Below are 17,500 nucleotides of genomic sequence, written 5' to 3'. Positions count from 1 at the left end.
CGTCATGTCCAAGAACGGTCCTTTCGCCCTGCTGTTCCATACCTTCGTGGTGCTGTTCATGCTGGCGCCCCTGGTGGTGGTTTGCCTCGTGGCCTTTACCCCGGAAAACACCCTGAGCCTGCCGACCACCGAGTTTTCCCTGCGCTGGTTCCGCGCGGTGTTCGAGCGTGCTGACTTTGTCGATGCGTTCTACAACAGCCTGATCCTCGCGTTCTGCGCGGCCAGTCTGGCGACGCTGATAGCGGTGCCGGCAGCGCTGGCGATCACGCGCTTCGAGTTCCCCGGACGGGACTTTTTCAACGGTCTGTTCCTGTCGCCGATCATCATTCCGCACTTGGTGCTGGGTGTTGCGTTGCTGCGCTTGTTTGCGCTGATGGGCGTCAACGGCAGCTTCGCCTGGCTGATCTTCGCCCACGTGCTGGTGATCACACCGTACGTGCTGCGGCTGGTGCTGGCGTCGGCCATCGGCCTGGATCGCAGCGCCGAACACGCCGCGCAATCGCTCGGTGCCGGGCGTTTCACGCTGTTCAGGGAAATTACTTTGCCGATGATTCTGCCGGGGGTCGCCGGTGGCTGGCTGCTGGCATTCATCAACAGTTTTGATGAGGTCACGCTATCGATTTTCGTCACCTCGCCGGCCACGCAAACCCTGCCGGTGCGAATGTACGTGTACGCCACCGAATCCATCGATCCGATGATGGCGGCGGTGTCGGCACTGGTGATTGCGCTGACCGCGCTGACAATGATTTTGCTCGACCGGGTCTACGGCCTCGATCGGGTTCTGGTGGGCAAACAATGAGGGCGCCATGGCTCTGCTGAAACGACTGGCCGAAGGCGACCGCCCGGCCTTGGACTTTACCCTCGACGGCACACCTGCCACCGGCCTGCTCGGCGACACCTTGCTGACGGCGGTGCTGACCTGCAGCGAACACTTGCGCGGCAGCGACTTCAGCGCCGAACCCCGCGCCGGTTTTTGCATGATGGGTGCCTGCCAGGACTGCTGGGTTCGACTGGGCGACGGCCGGCGCGTGCGCGCCTGCTCGACGTTGCTCGAAGCCGGGCAGCAGATCAGCCGCGAACCGGGGCGACACTTATGAGCACACCCTCGGTGGTCATCATCGGCGCCGGTCCGGCCGGCATTCGTGCCGCACAAACCCTGGTCACCCATGGCGTTCGCCCGGTCCTGCTGGACGAGGCAGCACGCGGTGGCGGGCAGATTTATCGTCACCAACCGGCAAACTTCAAGCGTTCGCCAGTCAAGCTGTATGGCTTCGAAGCCGGGAAGGCCAACGCGTTGCATCAGACGATCGACGCGCTGCGCGAGCAACTCGATTACCGTCCTGAAACCCTGGTATGGAACGCCGAGGACGGTGCGCTAGACACCTTGCATGAAGGCCGCGCCGCGCGGTTGGCGTTCTCCCGCGTGATCGTCGCCACGGGCGCCACCGACCGGATTCTGCCGGTACCGGGTTGGACCCTTCCTGGGGTTTACAGCCTCGGCGCAGCGCAGATTGCCCTCAAGTTTCAAGGCTGCGCCATCGGTGAACGCGTGGTGTTCGCCGGCAGCGGGCCGCTGCTGTACCTGGTGGCGTATCAATACGCCAAGGCCGGCGCCAAGGTGGTCGCGGTGCTCGACAGTTCGCCCTTCAGCGCTCAGGCCCGCGCCCTGCCCGGCCTGCTCTCGCAACCGGTCACCCTGGCCAAAGGCATCTATTACCGCAGCTGGCTGACCGCCCACGGCATCCCGGTGCATCAGGGTGCCAGCCTCACAGACATCAACGGCGAACAGCGTGTGCAATCGCTGACCTGGCGCAACGCGAAGGGCAATCAGCATCTGGAGTGCGACGCCGTCGCCTTCGCCCACGGCCTGCGCAGTGAAACCCAACTCGCCGACCTGCTTGGCTGTGAATTCGCCTGGAACCCGCTCAACCGCGCCTGGCTGCCGCAACGTGACAGCGCCGGTCGCAGCAGTGTCGCCGAGGTTTACCTGGCCGGTGACGGTGCCGGCATCATGGGCGCCGACGCGGCCGAAATGGCCGGCGAACGCGCGGCCCTGGCGTTGCTCGAAGACATCGGTTACCTGATCCCGCCGCAACGTGGGGCGCAATTGGAGCAGGCGCTGGGACGGATCGACACCTTCCGCCAAGGTCTGGAACGGGCCTTCATCTTTCCTGAGAATTGGGCCGCCGATGCCCCGAATGACGTGATGATCTGCCGCTGCGAAGAAGTGCGGGCCGGCGACATCCGCCAAGTGGTACGCGAGGGACATTGGGAGATCAATCGGGTCAAGGCGCATTGCCGGGTCGGCATGGGTCGCTGCCAGGGCCGGATGTGTGGCGCCGCCGCCGCGGAAATCATTGCCTGCGAAAGTCAGCGCTGCGTGTCCGACATCGGCAGGCTTCGGGCTCAGGCCCCCATCAAACCCCTGCCGTTTGGTCTGGAGGTCGAGTCATGATTGAAGTCGATGCCGTCATCATTGGCGGCGGAATTGTCGGTGCCTCCGCCGCGCTGTTTCTGAGCAAGGCCGGGCGTCGCGTGGCGCTGCTGGAGCGGGACTTCTGTGGCTCGCATTCCAGCGGCGTGAACTACGGCGGCGTGCGTCGTCAGGGCCGACCGCTGTCGCAACTGCCGCTGTCGCAACGGGCCCACGACATCTGGGGGCAACTGCCGCAGCTGATTGGCATCGACGGTGAGTATCAGCGCAGCGGCCATTTGAAACTGGCCCGCAGCCTCAGCGACCTGCACGCCTTGCAAGACTATGCCGCCAGCAGTCGGGGCTTTGGCCTCGATTTGCAGGTACTCGAGCGCTGTGAATTACGCGCACGTTTTCCGTGGGTCGGTGAGGTGGCGGTCGGTGCCTCGTTTTGCCCCGATGACGGTCACGCCAACCCGCGACTGGTCTCCCCGGCGTTTGCCCGGGCGGCGCAGAGACATGGCGCGCAGGTCCATGAACAATGCCCGGTGACGGCGGTGGAACACGACGGCCAGCGCTTTCGCGTCAGCACGCAAACCGGTCTGAAGCTACAGGCGCCCTGGCTGCTGAATTGCGCCGGAGCCTGGGCTGGCAGCCTGGCAGAACAATTCGGTGAGGGCGTGCCGATGCACGCCGGGCACCCGGCGATGCTGGTCACCGAGCCCTTGCCGTTGGTGATGAATGCCAGCACCGGGGTCGAGGGCGGCGGCATCTATGCCCGCCAGGTCGCGCGTGGCAATTGCGTGCTGGGTGGTGGCCAGGGTTTTGCCCTCGACGACGCCCGCGCCCGGCCCGGTCAGCACGCGGTGATCGAGATCCTGCGTCAGGCCGTCGAGCTTTATCCGTTTCTTGAAGGCGCCCAGGCGATTCGCACCTGGAGCGGCACCGAAGGTTACCTGCCCGATCGCCAACCGCTGATTGGCCATAGTGGCACTCAACCCGGTCTGTTGCACGCGTTCGGCTTTGCCGGTGCGGGCTTTCAGATCGGCCCCGCGGTGGGCCAGGCCCTCACCGAAATCATCTGCAGCGGCGCTTCAAAAACGTCGCTGGATGCGTTTTCCATCACCCGGTTTCACTCCATCTCCGTTGCTTGATAGACGAAGGTCGCGCCAATGAATAACGTCAAACGCAGTGCACTGCTCGGTTTCTCCTGTCTGACCGCCCTGCTCCCGGTCACCCAGGCCCAGGCCGAGCCGACGCTTTACCTGGGCATGAACGGCGGGACCATGGAGCGGCTCTATGCCGATAAGGTGCTGCCGGTTTTCGAGAAGGCCAATAACGTCAAAGTGGTGATTGTGCCTGGCACCTCCGCCGATATTCTGGCCAAGGTCCAGGCCAGCAAAGGCAACCCGCAGATGCACGTGATGTTCCTCGACGACGGCATCATGTACCGCGCCATCGCCATGGGGCTGTGCGACAAACTCGAAGACAGCGCACCGCTGGCGCAAATTCCGGCCAAGGGCCGGATCAAGAATCAAGCGGTGGCGGTCAGCCTCGGCGTGACCGGGCTGGCGTACAACACGCGTCTGTTCAAGGAGAAAGGCTGGACCGCGCCGACCTCGTGGATGGACATGGCCGACCCGCGCTTCAAGGACAAACTGGTGTTCCAGTCGATGGCCTCCTCGACCTTTGGCCTGCATGGCTTCCTGATGTTCAACCGGATTCAGGGCGGCAGCGAAACCGACGTCGAGCCTGGCTTCAAGGCGTGGCCGAACACCGTCGGGCGCAACGTGCTGGAGTACATCCCGAGTTCGGCGAAGATTTCCGAAATGCTTCAGACGGACGAAGCCGCGCTGTTCCCGCTGACGCCGACCCAGGTCACCGCCCTGAAACTCAAGGGCATGCCCGTGGAGTACGCGCAACCGAAGGAAGGCGCCGTGGTGCTCAACGTGGCCGAATGTGCCATCGCCAACAACACTCAGCCGGAACTGGCGCAGAAACTTGCCGCCTTCTTGCTGACGCCTGAAGCGCAGGCCGCCGCGCTTGAAGACGGCGACCAGATCCCGTCCAACCCCAATACCCCGACCACCGACAAGACTCGCGGCCAGGTCGAGGCGATGAAGCAGTACCTGACCACGGCCATTGCAATCGATTGGGATCAGGTCAACGAACAGCGCCCGGCATGGAATGCGCGGTGGAATCGTAGTATCGAGCGCTAACTTCCGGCATAGCGCTATCTATGTAGCAGCTGCCGAGCCTGCGAGGCTGCGTTTACCCAGGGACAGTACGTCTGGCCCGCTACCGCAACGCAGCGTCAGTCGTTGAACCTGCCCGAACGCGACGCGCCGGCCATTCAACTGCCCGTCGGGACACGCAGCCTAAACAGGCTGCGGTTGTTGGAAATCACACGGGTTGAAACTGTGAATACCCGGCTGTCTTTTGAAAAGTCTCCAAAATAGAAACCAACATGACAGTTGCTCCCACATTGGAATGCGATCAACTGTGGGAGCGAGCTTGTCGCGATAGCGGTATGACAGACACCACACCTTTGCCAGTATCATGTCGCCCATTTCCAGGCCCCGCGCCTTCCCTTTGATCAATAGTGAATCTGTTCATGGATACCCTTGCCCAACTACGCGCCGGCCAACTGTCGGGCATCACCCGCCTGGACCTCACCGGCGGCCTAACGGAGTTTCCGCGAGAAATCTTCAACCTGGCGGACTCGCTGGAAGTCCTCAACCTCAGCGGCAATGCCTTGAGCAGTCTGCCGGACGACTTGCACCGCCTGACCCGTTTGCGCGTGTTGTTCTGCTCGGACAATCTGTTCACCGAACTGCCCGACTGCCTGGGCCAATGCGCCGCACTGACGATGGTCGGCTTCAAGGCCAACCGCATTGAGCGCGTGCCAGGCGCGGCCCTGCCACCGTTGCTTCGCTGGCTGATCCTGACCGATAACTGCATCACTGAGTTGCCGGCCGAGCTGGGTGAACGCCCGCACCTGCAAAAACTCATGCTCGCCGGCAACCGCTTGCAACGTTTGCCGGAGAGCTTGCGTCATTGCCATCGACTCGAACTGATTCGCATCGCCGCCAACCAGTTGAGCGAGTTGCCCGAGTGGCTGCTGTCCCTGCCGAGCCTGGCCTGGCTGGCGTACGCCGGCAACCCGCTGGAGACCGAAGCCGATGCGGCCGCCCTCGAAGCCACGCCCCGCATTCCCTGGTCTGAACTGCGCCTGGAGCAGCAACTGGGCGAAGGCGCGTCGGGGGTGATTCATCGGGCTAATTGGGATCGGCTGAGCCAACCGGCCACACAGGTCGCGGTCAAACTCTACAAAGGCGAAATGACCAGCGATGGTTCGCCGTTGCACGAAATGAACGCCTGCATTACCGCCGGTAGTCACCCCAACCTGATCCGGGTTGAAGGGCGAGTCGTCGGGCATCCGGAAGCCCAGGCCGGGCTGGTGATGCAATTGATCGATCCGAGCTATCGCAATCTGGCCGGGCTGCCGAGCCTGGCGTCATGTACCCGCGACGTTTACGCCAACGACACCCGGTTCAGCGCTGGCGTGGCCTTGCGCATCGCCTGTGGCATCGCCTCGGCAGCCGAGCATTTGCACCAGCATGGCATCACCCACGGCGACCTCTACGGCCACAACATTCTGTGGAACGAGCACGGTGATTGCCTGCTGGGGGATTTTGGCGCGGCGTCTTTCCATGCCACCTCGGACAGCCTTGAAAGCCGTGCGCTGCAACGGATCGAGGTGCGGGCGTTTGGTATTTTGCTGGGGGAATTGTTGGAGCGGATCGACTCAGGGTTGAGCGATGAGAGTCGTGTGCAACTGGAGGCATTGCAGCAGCGCTGCTGTCAGTCGCAGGTGCTGGCGCGACCGGGGTTCAGCGAGATTGTGCGAGCCTTGGAGAATCGGTGACCGCTTTGCGGTCACCGAAGTAACGGTTTAACCCGCCAACCCGACAAACATGTCCTGCACGTCATCGTGGTTATCGAGGCCTTCGAGGAAGGCTTCGACTTCAGCCATCTGTTCATCGCTCAGACCGCTGACCGGGTTTTTCGGCTGATAGCCCAGCTTGGCCGACAACACGGTGAACCCTTGCTCGGGCAGGGCTTTCTGCACGGCGTCCAGGTCCGCAGGCTCGGTCAGGAACAGGGTCGTGCCCTCTTCTTCACCCGGCTCGAAATCCTGAGCTCCGGCTTCGATGGCGGCCATTTCCGGATCGGCGTCCGGGCTGTCCGGGGACGCCTCGATCATGCCGACATGGTTGAAGTCCCACGCGACCGAACCGGAAGCGCCCAATTGGCCCTTGCGGAACGCGACGCGGATTTCAGCAACGGTGCGGTTGATGTTGTCGGTCACGCATTCAACGATCAGCGGCACCTGATGCGGTGCGAAGCCTTCATAGGTCACGCGATGGTATTGCACGGTTTCGCCCAACAGGCCCGCGCCTTTCTTGATCGCGCGATCCAGGGTTTCCTTGGGCATCGAAGCTTTTTTAGCCTGTTCAACCACCAGACGCAGGTGTGCGTTGGTAGTGACATCGGCACCGTTACGGGCAGCGATGGTAATTTCTTTTACCAGTTTGCCGAAGATCTTGCCCTTGGCGTTAGATGCCGCTTCTTTGTGTTTAACCTTCCACTGTGCGCCCATTACTCACTCTCTTGATCTGTGGCGCCGAGACATCTATTGGCCGACGCATGGCGCAAGTTTATACGCCCTAAAGTTGGCAATCGACCAAAAATTCCACCCTGTTCACCCACATGAATCGACATCTTCACCTGAGGTTGTAGGGCGATTCTGAAACTTCGATTTGCGGTGACCATAAAGGGCTGTGGTTTCGTACCCTCTGCGCCCGAATTCCATGGCAGAAGCGCGTTCGATGCACAACGACAAGGAAAGTCCTTTCACCCTGACACTCCTCGACGGCGATTTGAGTTTGCAGGTGTTGCAGTTCAGTGGCCGAGAAGCCCTCAACCAGCCCTATCGATTCGACATCGAAGTCATCGGCCTCGCACCGGCCATGAACCTCGAGCGATTGCTGCAACAGCCGGTGTTCCTCAGCCTGATGGAGGGCCAGGGTATTCATGGTGTCCTTCACAGTGCCAGTCGCGAGCATCGCGGCCCACACCGGATAGGCTACAAACTGGTGCTGGTGCCCTACCTTCAATGGCTCGACCGGCAGCGTTCACGCCGCGTCTTTCATCACCTCAGCGTACCGATGATCCTGCGCCAATTGCTGGAGGAACATGATGTGCCCGAGGGGAGCTATCGCTTCGAATTATCCAACGGACACTATCCCGTCCGGCCTTTTTGCATTCAGTACGAGGAGACCGATCTGGCATTGCTGCAACGGCTGTGTGAAGAAGAAGGCATTCACTATCACTTCGAACATCAGCGCGACGGGCATGTGCTGGTCCTGGCCGATGACAGCCTGAGTTTCCCCCAGGAACCGCTCCTGACGCCTTTCCAGGGCAACGCGCCCGAAGACAGTGACGTGCCGGTGATCAGTGAGTTGTTCCAGCGCCATGACTCGCCGCCCTTTCCCTCACGACTGGAGGCCCGGAACCGTGGCTCGCAAAACCCCGACGAGGGAGCCGCCAACCACGCGTTCAGCCAACCATTGCCGGTGATGGCACGTGTCGCGGCCGAGCACATCCATCACGATCAGTTGAGCCGACGACAACTGGAACGTCTGCGTTGCCAGCACCTGCAGATTCACGGTCGAAGCAACCAGAGCGCACTGCGCAGCGCACGGATTGTGCAAGTGTCGGAACATCCACTGCCGAATTTCAACGATCAATGGCTGCTCACCGAAACCCGCCATCAGGGGCAACAACCTTCGATTCTTGCCACCGACAAACCCGTCACTGTCCGCCATTACCGCAATCAGTTCACCGCCATTCCTTGGTCAACGGTCTTCAGACCGGCGCTCAGACAGACCAGGCCGAGCATCCCGGGTTATCAACCCGCCCGGGTGCTGGGCCCTGCCGGGCAGCCGGCGGCGCTGGATGATCGAGGTCGAATACAGGTTGGGCTGTGGCCAACGGTGGAATCAGATCCGCTTGAATCTGCCGGTCTCTGGCTACCGGTGGCCTTTGCAGCGCCGGACGGTCGGATTGACCCGTCCAGCCTGCCAAAGGCCGGCAGCGACGTCCTGATCAGTTTTCTCGACAGCGACCCGGACCGGCCGGTGCTGTGCGTCGGCATGGGCCATCACCCGCGCACTCGGTCTGTTCCCGCGCCACGCCGCGATAGCCACTTGCTGCTCGATTGGCTGGTCAATCGCTCGGACCTCACACCCTGACACTCAGCCTTTGTCGGCCTTGCCTGCCGCCGCCGCGAACTTCGCCAGACGCACATCCAGATGCCGTGGCCGGCGCCCGTGATCCTCGGCGCGCTCCTTGCGGCGGATGGCGTTGCGCACCATCAGGGAGCCGAGGTAACGAATCGGTTCCGGCGGAAACAAGCCCAACGGGCCGCTGACCAGAGGTGAACGAGTCCAGGCGTTGTCCAGTCCCTGAACCATCGACGCGAGAATCTGCCCGCCCATATGACACGGGCCAACCCCGCTGCCGGAATATCCGAAACCGTAAAACACATTGCCGCTGGCACTCATCTGACCGAAGAACGGCAAACCGGTGACGGAGCGATCAGACGGACCATTCCAGGTCGCCTCGACCTTGACCTCGGCAAACGCCGGAAAGAACTCGCTCAGGCTGTGCTGCAACAAACCGGCATAGGGCGATGGCTGATCGAACACCGGCAACATTCGCCCGCCGTAAGCAAAGGTATTGCCGCCCTTGCCGAGCATGATTCGGCCGTCCGGGGTGTTGTGGTAGTAGTGCACGAAAATCCGCGAATCGAGCACGGTGACGCCGCTGGTCAAACCGATCTCGTTGAGCAGATCGGGTCGCGGTTCGGTGATCAGCATGTCGCTGGAAACGATCGCCACACTGCGCTCGAACTGTGGAAACGCCCGGGCCATCCAGGCGTTCATCGCCAGCACCACGCGATCCGCACGGACGGTGCCGTTGGGGGTTTGAATCCCCGCAGGCTTGCCCTCCTGCAACCCGGTCATGGCGGTGTGCTCGTGAATCCTCACCCCGAGTTGCAAGGCGACCCGGCGCAAGCCGCGCACCAGTTTGCCCGGTTGCACGCTGGCCGCCGCCGGGGAAAACCAGCCTTCCAGATGTTTGCTGGAACCGGCCATGCGTTGCACATCGGCCACCGGCCTTTGGGTGAACGAGTTGATGCCATTGCGCTCCAGCGCCGCGATCACGGCGTCGGTCGAGCCGCATTGGGCGCGGTTGGTGGCGGTGTAGAGCGTGCCATCGAGGCGGTAATCGGCGTCCACCGCGTACTGCTCGCAAAAGGCGCCGATGGCATGGATGCTGCGCTCCGATTCCTTGACCAATCGCACCGCTTCTTCGACACCGAACAACCTTTCCAGCGTGAAGTACTTGGCCGACCACGACAGTGCACAACCACCGTTGCGGCCACTGGCGCCAGCGCCGCAGATATCGGCCTCGATCAGCAATACGTCGAGCTCAGGGTTCTGCTCCTTGAGCATGATTGCCGTCCACAGCCCGGTGTAGCCGCCGCCGACGATGCAGACGTCGGCGCGGGTGTCGCCCGCCAAGGGGTCGCACGGCGCGCAGGACTCGGCCGCCAGCGCCTGTTCCAGCCAGAAAGGTCTCATGGGTCAATCCTTAAGTACGCTGAGGTTTTACGGTGATCGGTTGGTTAGGCACGAAGGCGCTTTCGGCACGCAGGCCAGCCGGGCGGCTGTTCCAGTGAGGGATCAGCACCAGGGCCGAGAACATCGCGCAACCGGCGAAGACGATGAACACGGTGACCGAGTCGAAGTAGCCCGGCAGTAATCCACCGAGTATCGCCCCGACTGAGCCGCAACCGTTGACGAAACCGGCCGCTGTCGCGCCCGCCTTGGCGGTGCCGAAATCAATCGCGGCCGCGCCGCTGATCATCGAGTCCGGTCCGTACAGGGTCAGGCCCATGACGAACAGCAGCGCCACCACCAGCATCACGCTGCCGGTATGCAGAGCGCCCATGAACAACGCCAGGCTCACGGTCAGCGCCAACAGGCTGAGCACACACGCCGGCATGCGCCGGGCGCCGAACAGTTTGTCCGAAGCCAGACCCAGCAGAATCGGCCCGAGCAACCCGGCCAGTTCAAACGAGGTCGGAATGATCGCCGCGCCGACCTTGCCCACCGAGGGCATCTGCTCGAAGACGATCACCGGCCCCCAGAGCAGAATCGCGTAGCGCGCCGGTTTCAGCAGAAAGTACGCGAGACCCAAAACCAGCACGGTGCGGTTGCGCAGAATTTCTTTTAACGGTTCCAGCATGCTGATCTTGCTTTGCGCGTCGGCCTCTTGCGCCGTCAGTTGCGGCTCGGGTTCCACCGCCGGCAAGCCAACGTCTTCGGGTTTGTTGCGTTGAAAAATAAAAAACAGCACGGCGACCAGCCCAACCACCGCCGCACTGGAAAAGAACGCCGCATGCCAGGTGCCGATCAGCGTATACGCCCACCAGCCAGCAAACGGCGACGCCACCAACCCACCAAAGGCATAGCAGGAACTCCACAACCCCAGCACCCGCCCGCGCTGTTCAGAGGGAAAGAAACTACCGAGGTTCTTGCACAGCCCGTACCAGCCAGTGGACTGGGCAAACCCTTGAATCAACATGCAGGTGGCGAAGATTGGCAACGTCGCGAAACTGCCCATCACCAAGGCTGCCGCCGCTGAAATCAACAACCCGCCAAACACTACGACCCTTGGGCCAAAGCGGTCGGCCAGGATGCCCCAGGTGAATTGCCCGATGGCGTAAGCCGTGAGGTAGATGGCGTCGAGGTTGGCCATGGCCATTTTGTCGAGCATGAAGGTGGGGTCTTCGGCGATCCCCAGTTTTGCCACGGAAAAAGCTTTGCGGGTGAAGTAGAAAGCGGCGTAAGCGAGCCAGGTGATCGCGAAGATCTGCACGCGCCAACGCTTGATAGTGCCGATGTGCTTGTTCATCGTGGTTCTGACCTCAGGGTGTGAGTGTGCCGGCAGAAATTGAGAAATAACGCCTGTTTTTTTATTGTTGAGCACTTCGATATCGCAGCTTCCCTGAGGCGATATCGGTCAGATGAGTCCTGTTGTTGCACGCACAGGCTCATGGCCGCCGACGCTGTTCAACTGACCAGTCACCGGGGCTGAGGTCGATAAAAACAATTACTGATTAATAAGTGAAATCGATTTATCGTATTTCCAATATAAGCTCAGCTTGTTACTGGAGGTTTCGATGTCGGTTTCCCACGCCCAGCTCAAAGCCTTCCACGCCGTGGCCGTGCACGGAAGCTTCACCAAAGCCGCCGAGCGGCTATTCCTCACGCAACCGGCGATTTCCGACCAAGTGCGCAAGCTCGAAGAGCGATTCGGTGTGCTGCTGTTCCATCGCAATAAACGCTCGGTCCGGCTGACCGATCTGGGTGAGCGCTTGTTGAGCATTACTCAGCGATTATTCGTCATCGAGGCCGAGGCGCAGGAGCTCTTGCATGACTCCAGGGCCTTGCAGACCGGCAGCCTGATTCTCGCGGTGGATGCGCCAGTGCACGTGTTGCCGCAGATTGCTCGATTTTGCGAGCGCTACCCCGGCATCAGCGTGAAGATCGAAACCGGCAACACCGACGAATCGCTGTTTCGGCTGTTCAACTATCAGGCCGACCTGGCGTTGCTGGGCCGGGAGGTGAGTGACGAACGTCTGATCTCGCTGCCGCTGCGCAACGACCCGATGGTGGCGTTCGTTTCCCGCCATCATCCGTGGGCCGACCGCGAGTCGATTTGCCTCGCGGATCTGGATGACACGCCGTTGGTCCTGCGGGAAATCGGCTCGGTGACGCGCCAGACGCTGGAAGAAGAAATGGCTCAGGCAGGCTTTCGCATTCGCCCGGCGATTCAGGTTGAAGGTCGGGAAGCGGCGCGTGAGGCGGTGGTCGTGGGGATTGGTGTCGGTGTTGTATCGGCCGCCGAGTTCGGTGCAGATTCGAGGGTTTGCGCGTTGCCGATTACCGACTGCAAACGACGATTGACCGAGACGCTGGTGTGCTTGCGCGAGCAGAGTTCGCGGCGGGTGGTGGCGACGTTTCTGGAGATGGTTCGCGAGAGTCTTGTGTAGGCAGGTCCTCCCCCTTCGCGAGCAAGCCCGCTCCCACACTGGTTTTGCGTTGATCACATAATCTGTGGCCAACATAGATCCCCTGTGGGAGCGGGCTTGCTCGCGAAGGCCGCGCCGCGGATCAACTGGATGGCGCCAAGTCGAAAAACGCCTGTATCAAGCGCAAATCCCGCCGCCGTTCCATGCACCCAATCATGTGCCGATTGACCAACCCTTCACCAAGAATCGGCACCGCCGCCACCCGAGGGTCATGACTGACCTCCACCGACGACACCACGCCAACCCCCAACTCTGCGGCGACGGCTTCGGTCACCGCCTCGCGACTGTCCAGCTCCAGCAACACCCGTGGACTGACCAACGCCGTCGCGCAGGCCTCGTCGAAGGTGCGCCGGGTGATCGAACTTGGCTCGCGCAACACCATGATCACCTGATCCAGCGCCTTGAGCGGCACCCCCTTCGACATCTGCGCCCACGGATGACCGTCGGGTACCAGCGCGCAAATCCGTGATTCGCTTAAGTCTTGCAAATGCAGCCCCTTGCGCGCTTCGACCTCGGTCAGCACCGCCACGTCGGCATGCTCGGACAGCAACGCCGCCAGGGTTTCCTGAGCATTGCCCAGCCGCAGGTTCACGGTAATGCCGGGATACCGCGCCCGCAAACTGGCGAGCATCGGCATGACCATGTGCGGCCCGTCCGCCGCAACCTCCAGACGCCCGGTCAGCAACTGCCGGTTGGCCTCGAGCATCACCTGCGCTTCTTCAGCCAGGCCGAACATTGCCCGGGTGATCGCGGCCAGTTTGGTGCCCTCCTCCGTCAGCTCCACCCGTCGTGCGGTGCGCCGCAACAGGGTGATCTGGTAATGCTCCTCCAGCGCCTTGATGTGCCCGGTGACCGCCGGCTGGCTGATGAACAGTCGCGCGGCAGCCCGGGTGAAGCTTCCCTCGCGGGCCACCGCATCGAATGCGCGGAGCTGGAACAGGTTCATGAATAACCCTCACTGATGGCTGGCATAACAATAAACAATTTGATTGATATCACGGCAAATTGCAATTTAAGCCCCGTAGCTTCATCCCATCGATTGCGAGGACACGAGAATGAGTACTGCCGAACCCATCCTGCTCACCCCCGGCCCACTGACCACATCGGCCCGCACCCGTCAGGCGATGATGGTCGACTGGGGTTCATGGGATGACCGTTTCAATCAACTGACCGCCAGCCTCTGCGAACAGCTGCTGGCGATCATTAACGGCGGCGACAGCCACCACTGCGTGCCCCTGCAAGGCAGCGGCACGTTCGCGGTCGAAGCGGCGATCGGCACGCTGGTGCCTCGCGACGGCAAAGTCCTGGTGCTGATCAACGGCGCCTACGGCAAACGCCTGGCGAAAATCTGCGAAGTGCTCGGCTGCTCCTTCAGCACCTTCGAAACCGCCGAAGACGAACCGACCACTGCCGCGGATGTCGACCGCCTGCTGCACGCCGACGCCAGCATCACCCACGTCGCGCTGATTCACTGCGAAACCAGCACCGGGATCCTCAACCCACTGCCGGAAATCGCCCACGTCATCGCGCAACACGGTAAACGCCTGATCATCGACGCCATGAGCTCCTTTGGTGCCTTGCCGATCGATGCGCAACAGGTGCCGTTCGAAGCGCTGATCGCCGCCTCGGGCAAATGCCTGGAAGGCGTTCCGGGAATGGGTTTCGTCTTCGCTCGCAAAGAAGCACTGGCCAATGCCGCCGGCAACTCGCACTCGCTGGCAATGGACCTTTTCGATCAGCACACCTACATGGCCAAGACCGGCCAGTGGCGCTTCACTCCGCCGACCCACGTAGCCGCGGCGTTGCACGAAGCCCTGCTGCAATACAACGAAGAAGGTGGTTTGCCAGCCCGGCATCAGCGCTACGCCAACAACTGCCAGGTGTTGCTCGATGACATGGCCAAATTGGGGTTACGCAGTTTTCTACCCGCCGCGATTCAGGCGCCGATCATCGTCACCTTCCACGCGCCGAAAGATCCGCGCTACCAGTTCAAGGAATTCTACGAACGCGTCAAGGCCAAGGGTTTCATCCTCTACCCTGGCAAATTGACCCAGGTCGAAACCTTCCGCGTCGGCTGCATAGGCCACGTCAACCAGGACGAGATGCACGCGGCCGTGGCGGCGATCGCCGAAGTGTTGCGCGAGATGGAAGTCCTCGAAATATAAACCACACCGCAATCCACTGTGGGAGCGGGCTTGCTCGCGAATGCTGACTGACATTCAACATTGATGTCGTCTGACGCACCGCCTTCGCGAGCAAGCCCGCTCCCACCAAAAGCAGCTCCCCTATTAGCCAGTTGCCCCAGGACTTGATCACCATGAACTATACAAACCCAACCAAACTGCAAGCCGCCATCCTCGACTGGGCCGGCACCGTGGTCGACTTCGGCTCTTTCGCGCCAACTCAGATTTTTGTCGAAGCCTTCGCCGAGTTCGACGTCCAGGTTTCCATCGAAGAAGCCCGCGGCCCGATGGGCATGGGCAAGTGGGACCACATCCGCACCCTGTGCGATCAGCCGCAAGTGGCCGAACGTTATCGCGCCGTGTTCGGCCGTACGCCGACCGACGATGACGTCACCGCCATCTACAAACGCTTCATGCCATTGCAAATCGAGAAAATCGCCGAGCACTCGGCCCTGATTCCTGGCGCATTGGACGCCATCGCCAATCTGCGCCAGCAAGGGATCAAGATCGGTTCCTGCTCCGGCTACCCGAAACAGGTCATGGACAAGGTTGTCGAGCTGGCCGCCACCAACGGTTACGTCGCCGACCACGTGGTCGCCACCGACGAAGTGCCTAACGGTCGCCCATGGCCGGCCCAGGCGCTGGCTAACGTGATCGCCCTAGGGATCGATGATGTCGCGGCCTGCGTGAAGATCGACGACACCGTGCCGGGCATTCTCGAGGGTCGTCGCGCCGGCATGTGGACCGTCGCCCTGATTTGCTCTGGTAACGCGCTGGGCCTGGACTACGAAGGTTACCGTGCCCTCGGCAGCGACCAACTGGCCAGCGAACGCAAGCGCATCCACGGGATGTTCGAAGGCTCGCGGCCGCACTACATGATCGACACCATCACCGATTTGCCGGAAGTGATCGCCGATATCAACCAGCGCCTGGCCAAGGGTGAGATGCCGCAAACCAACTGATTGCGCTCGTCGCCTCATAAAAAAAGCGCCAGTTCCTTAACGGCACTTGCGTTTTTTTTTTGGCCGAACACCTGATCCAAAGCATTGAACGCCCAAATAGCCACAGGCAAATCCACCAAAGCGGATTACAGTTAAAGCACACTGTCGAACAAGAACGGTGGCTCGACCTGACCTGTGAGGAACACCGTATGCCCTGGAAGAATTCCGACTCACGCTACAGCACCGTATCGATCGTGCTGCATTGGTTGATGCTGATCCTGCTGACGCTGGTTTACGCCTGTATTGAATTTCGCGGAATCTTTCCAAAAGGCAGTGGCGGCCGGACGCTGATTACCGAATCGCACTTTTTGCTGGGCTTGACGGTGTTTGTACTGGTTTGGCTGCGGTTGTTTGCGCGCAGTCTGGGCTCGGCACCGCAAATCTTCCCGGCCTCGCCTCACTGGCAGACCGTGCTGGCCAAATTGATGCACTGGGCGATGTACATTTTCATGATCGCCATGCCGATTCTGGGCTGGCTGGCCACCAGCGCCAAAGGTCACCAAGTGATGTTCTTCGGCTTCGACCTGCCGTTGCTGGTCGCGGAGGACAAGGCGTTGGCCAAGCAGATTCAGGGTTGGCATGAACTCGGCGGCACCCTTGGTTACTGGCTGATCGGTCTGCACGCCGTGGCGGGGATTTATCACCACTATGTCGTGGGCGATAACACCTTGCTGCGGATGATGCCCAAGCGCGGGTGAATCCCGCCGCTCACTGGAAACCCCGGCGGCCCTGCAGACCGCCGGTATGGACGAAGATCAGCCGCGTGCCCTTTTCGAATCTCCCCGCTACTACTTGCTGCTTGAGCGCCAACAATGCTTTGCCGGTGTACAGCGGTTCGAGGGGAATGCCGCTGGCCTGTTCGGTCTGATCGATGAATTCGAGCAACAGCGAATCGACTTTGGCAAAGCCACCACGGCTGGCATCGAACAATTCATAAGCGCAGTGCTGTAAACCCGACTCCCGCACAATCGATTCGACCTGCTGCGCCACACCATGATCGTCGGGCACCGCCAGTGCGCCATATACCGGGTGTTCGCCCGCCTCGGCCAGCACCAGACCGGCCAGGGTCGTGCCCGTTCCGCAGGCCAGCCACCAGCCGTCGTAATCACTCCAGCCCAAACCGATCAGTTGCTCGCTGACCATTGACCTCAGCGGCATGCAGCCCTTGGCGCCCTGCAAACCGCCGCCACCTTCCGGCACCGGATGCAGGTCGGGATATTGCACCTGCCATGGCAACCAGAAACCCGGCTCGTGCCGCGCTCGATAACCGCCATAACCCAGCCAATGCAATTGCATGCCAAACGCCTGCAAGTCTTTCACCGTTGGCGTTTCTTGCGGATGACCGCGCAGCAGGCCAACGGTGCTAAAACCGTAACGTTTGCCCGCCGCCGCCAGTGCGTGCAGATGATTGGAGTGGGCACCGCCCAGACTGATGATGCCTTTGGCTCCGATCCGGTCAGCAGCTTTCAGGTGCTCGATGAGTTTGAACCACTTGTTGCCGCTGATCAGAGGGTCGATCTGGTCGAGGCGCAGGATCGCGACTTCGATGCTTGATCGGGTGAGCCAATCAAGATGAAGGGCTTCGAGGGGGGGCTGGGGTAGCCATTCGTTGGGCGGGAGAAGCATCGATGCCGGCTCTGGGTGAAGAGCCGGCATCTTAACAGCCGTTGTGGAG

At 61.4% G+C, this 17,500-nt stretch carries 16 protein-coding genes and 1 pseudogene; 12 read left to right on the top strand and 5 right to left on the bottom strand.

Annotated elements, in window-relative coordinates:
• The first annotated feature begins 4 nt into the window (after nucleotides 1-4).
• From FQ187_RS10145 to FQ187_RS10115, 7 genes and pseudogenes are all read left to right on the top strand, one after another.
• A complete protein-coding gene (locus FQ187_RS10145) occupies nucleotides 5-799 on the top strand; it encodes an ABC transporter permease (protein ID WP_149629357.1) in 795 nt (264 codons plus the stop codon).
• A 7-nt stretch (nucleotides 800-806) separates the two neighbouring features.
• Nucleotides 807-1,097, top strand: a complete 291-nt coding sequence (locus FQ187_RS10140) for a (2Fe-2S)-binding protein (protein ID WP_123366184.1) — start codon at nucleotides 807-809, stop codon at nucleotides 1,095-1,097.
• On the top strand, nucleotides 1,094-2,455 hold the full coding sequence (locus FQ187_RS10135; protein ID WP_149629356.1) for an NAD(P)/FAD-dependent oxidoreductase: 1,362 nt from the start codon (nucleotides 1,094-1,096) through the stop codon (nucleotides 2,453-2,455). Before FQ187_RS10140 ends, FQ187_RS10135 begins: the two co-directional genes overlap by 4 nt.
• Nucleotides 2,452-3,567, top strand: coding sequence for an FAD-binding oxidoreductase (locus FQ187_RS10130; protein WP_149629355.1), 1,116 nt, complete (start codon nucleotides 2,452-2,454; stop codon nucleotides 3,565-3,567). The genes FQ187_RS10135 and FQ187_RS10130 overlap by 4 nt, the downstream gene beginning before the upstream one ends.
• A gap of 18 nt (nucleotides 3,568-3,585) precedes the next feature.
• A complete protein-coding gene (locus tag FQ187_RS10125; RefSeq protein ID WP_149629354.1) occupies nucleotides 3,586-4,632 on the top strand; it encodes an ABC transporter substrate-binding protein in 1,047 nt (348 codons plus the stop codon).
• 51 nt (nucleotides 4,633-4,683) lie between these two features.
• Nucleotides 4,684-4,794, top strand: a pseudogene (locus tag FQ187_RS30305) (cell division protein ZapE); the annotation flags it as partial.
• A gap of 233 nt (nucleotides 4,795-5,027) precedes the next feature.
• Nucleotides 5,028-6,341, top strand: coding sequence for a leucine-rich repeat-containing protein kinase family protein (locus FQ187_RS10115; protein WP_149629353.1), 1,314 nt, complete (start codon nucleotides 5,028-5,030; stop codon nucleotides 6,339-6,341).
• 27 nt (nucleotides 6,342-6,368) lie between these two features.
• Here FQ187_RS10115 and FQ187_RS10110 read toward each other — a convergent pair whose 3' ends face one another.
• Nucleotides 6,369-7,076, bottom strand: a complete 708-nt coding sequence (locus tag FQ187_RS10110) for a YebC/PmpR family DNA-binding transcriptional regulator (RefSeq protein WP_149629352.1) — start codon at nucleotides 7,074-7,076, stop codon at nucleotides 6,369-6,371.
• 229 nt (nucleotides 7,077-7,305) lie between these two features.
• Here FQ187_RS10110 and FQ187_RS10105 point away from each other — a divergent pair, with 229 nt between their 5' ends.
• Nucleotides 7,306-8,730 carry a type VI secretion system Vgr family protein gene (locus tag FQ187_RS10105; protein WP_149629351.1) on the top strand — a complete coding sequence of 475 codons (1,425 nt, stop codon included), beginning with the start codon at nucleotides 7,306-7,308 and terminating at the stop codon, nucleotides 8,728-8,730.
• Between the two features lie 3 nt (nucleotides 8,731-8,733).
• Here the strand turns inward: FQ187_RS10105 and FQ187_RS10100 are convergent, their stop codons facing one another.
• Complete coding sequence (locus FQ187_RS10100) at nucleotides 8,734-10,125, bottom strand: FAD-dependent oxidoreductase (protein WP_149629350.1); 1,392 nt, start codon at nucleotides 10,123-10,125, stop codon at nucleotides 8,734-8,736.
• 10 nt (nucleotides 10,126-10,135) lie between these two features.
• Nucleotides 10,136-11,461 carry an MFS transporter gene (locus FQ187_RS10095; RefSeq protein WP_149629349.1) on the bottom strand — a complete coding sequence of 442 codons (1,326 nt, stop codon included), beginning with the start codon at nucleotides 11,459-11,461 and terminating at the stop codon, nucleotides 10,136-10,138.
• Nucleotides 11,462-11,729: 268 nt separating this feature from the next.
• On the opposite strand from FQ187_RS10095, the gene FQ187_RS10090 reads away from it, so the two are divergent.
• Nucleotides 11,730-12,602: a LysR family transcriptional regulator gene (locus FQ187_RS10090; RefSeq protein WP_149629348.1), complete on the top strand. Its 873-nt coding sequence runs from the start codon at nucleotides 11,730-11,732 to the stop codon at nucleotides 12,600-12,602.
• Nucleotides 12,603-12,723: 121 nt separating this feature from the next.
• Here FQ187_RS10090 and FQ187_RS10085 read toward each other — a convergent pair whose 3' ends face one another.
• Nucleotides 12,724-13,587 carry a LysR substrate-binding domain-containing protein gene (locus FQ187_RS10085; protein WP_149629347.1) on the bottom strand — a complete coding sequence of 288 codons (864 nt, stop codon included), beginning with the start codon at nucleotides 13,585-13,587 and terminating at the stop codon, nucleotides 12,724-12,726.
• A 109-nt stretch (nucleotides 13,588-13,696) separates the two neighbouring features.
• On the opposite strand from FQ187_RS10085, the gene FQ187_RS10080 reads away from it, so the two are divergent.
• The 3 genes from FQ187_RS10080 to FQ187_RS10065 all read left to right on the top strand — a co-directional run bounded on the left by FQ187_RS10080 (nucleotide 13,697) and on the right by FQ187_RS10065 (nucleotide 16,523).
• Entirely contained in the window at nucleotides 13,697-14,806 is a 1,110-nt protein-coding gene (locus FQ187_RS10080) for a 2-aminoethylphosphonate--pyruvate transaminase (protein WP_149629346.1), read from the top strand.
• A 152-nt stretch (nucleotides 14,807-14,958) separates the two neighbouring features.
• Entirely contained in the window at nucleotides 14,959-15,786 is an 828-nt protein-coding gene (gene phnX, locus FQ187_RS10070) for a phosphonoacetaldehyde hydrolase (RefSeq protein ID WP_149629344.1), read from the top strand.
• A 188-nt stretch (nucleotides 15,787-15,974) separates the two neighbouring features.
• Complete coding sequence (locus FQ187_RS10065) at nucleotides 15,975-16,523, top strand: cytochrome b (RefSeq protein WP_149629343.1); 549 nt, start codon at nucleotides 15,975-15,977, stop codon at nucleotides 16,521-16,523.
• Between the two features lie 10 nt (nucleotides 16,524-16,533).
• Here FQ187_RS10065 and FQ187_RS10060 read toward each other — a convergent pair whose 3' ends face one another.
• Nucleotides 16,534-17,451: a 1-aminocyclopropane-1-carboxylate deaminase/D-cysteine desulfhydrase gene (locus tag FQ187_RS10060; protein WP_149629342.1), complete on the bottom strand. Its 918-nt coding sequence runs from the start codon at nucleotides 17,449-17,451 to the stop codon at nucleotides 16,534-16,536.
• Nucleotides 17,452-17,500 lie beyond the last annotated feature (49 nt).

It is taken from the genome of Pseudomonas sp. ANT_J28, assembly GCF_008370005.1.
GTDB lineage: Bacteria > Pseudomonadota > Gammaproteobacteria > Pseudomonadales > Pseudomonadaceae > Aquipseudomonas > Aquipseudomonas frigoris.
Note: the sequence above shows the minus strand (reverse complement) of the source record. Positions and strands in the feature narration are given on the sequence as shown.

Excerpts from the sequence above, each read along its gene's own strand:
- FQ187_RS10145 (WP_149629357.1), top strand. The coding sequence starts at position 5 with ATGTCCAAGAACGGTCCTTTCGCCCTGCTGTTCCATACCTTCGTGGTG.
- FQ187_RS10140 (WP_123366184.1), top strand. The coding sequence starts at position 807 with ATGGCTCTGCTGAAACGACTGGCCGAAGGCGACCGCCCGGCCTTGGAC.
- FQ187_RS10135 (WP_149629356.1), top strand. The coding sequence starts at position 1,094 with ATGAGCACACCCTCGGTGGTCATCATCGGCGCCGGTCCGGCCGGCATT.
- FQ187_RS10130 (WP_149629355.1), top strand. The coding sequence starts at position 2,452 with ATGATTGAAGTCGATGCCGTCATCATTGGCGGCGGAATTGTCGGTGCC.
- FQ187_RS10125 (WP_149629354.1), top strand. The coding sequence starts at position 3,586 with ATGAATAACGTCAAACGCAGTGCACTGCTCGGTTTCTCCTGTCTGACC.
- FQ187_RS10115 (WP_149629353.1), top strand. The coding sequence starts at position 5,028 with ATGGATACCCTTGCCCAACTACGCGCCGGCCAACTGTCGGGCATCACC.
- FQ187_RS10110 (WP_149629352.1), bottom strand. The coding sequence starts at position 7,076 with ATGGGCGCACAGTGGAAGGTTAAACACAAAGAAGCGGCATCTAACGCC.
- FQ187_RS10105 (WP_149629351.1), top strand. The coding sequence starts at position 7,306 with ATGCACAACGACAAGGAAAGTCCTTTCACCCTGACACTCCTCGACGGC.
- FQ187_RS10100 (WP_149629350.1), bottom strand. The coding sequence starts at position 10,125 with ATGAGACCTTTCTGGCTGGAACAGGCGCTGGCGGCCGAGTCCTGCGCG.
- FQ187_RS10095 (WP_149629349.1), bottom strand. The coding sequence starts at position 11,461 with ATGAACAAGCACATCGGCACTATCAAGCGTTGGCGCGTGCAGATCTTC.
- FQ187_RS10090 (WP_149629348.1), top strand. The coding sequence starts at position 11,730 with ATGTCGGTTTCCCACGCCCAGCTCAAAGCCTTCCACGCCGTGGCCGTG.
- FQ187_RS10085 (WP_149629347.1), bottom strand. The coding sequence starts at position 13,587 with ATGAACCTGTTCCAGCTCCGCGCATTCGATGCGGTGGCCCGCGAGGGA.
- FQ187_RS10080 (WP_149629346.1), top strand. The coding sequence starts at position 13,697 with ATGAGTACTGCCGAACCCATCCTGCTCACCCCCGGCCCACTGACCACA.
- phnX (WP_149629344.1), top strand. The coding sequence starts at position 14,959 with ATGAACTATACAAACCCAACCAAACTGCAAGCCGCCATCCTCGACTGG.
- FQ187_RS10065 (WP_149629343.1), top strand. The coding sequence starts at position 15,975 with ATGCCCTGGAAGAATTCCGACTCACGCTACAGCACCGTATCGATCGTG.
- FQ187_RS10060 (WP_149629342.1), bottom strand. The coding sequence starts at position 17,451 with ATGCTTCTCCCGCCCAACGAATGGCTACCCCAGCCCCCCCTCGAAGCC.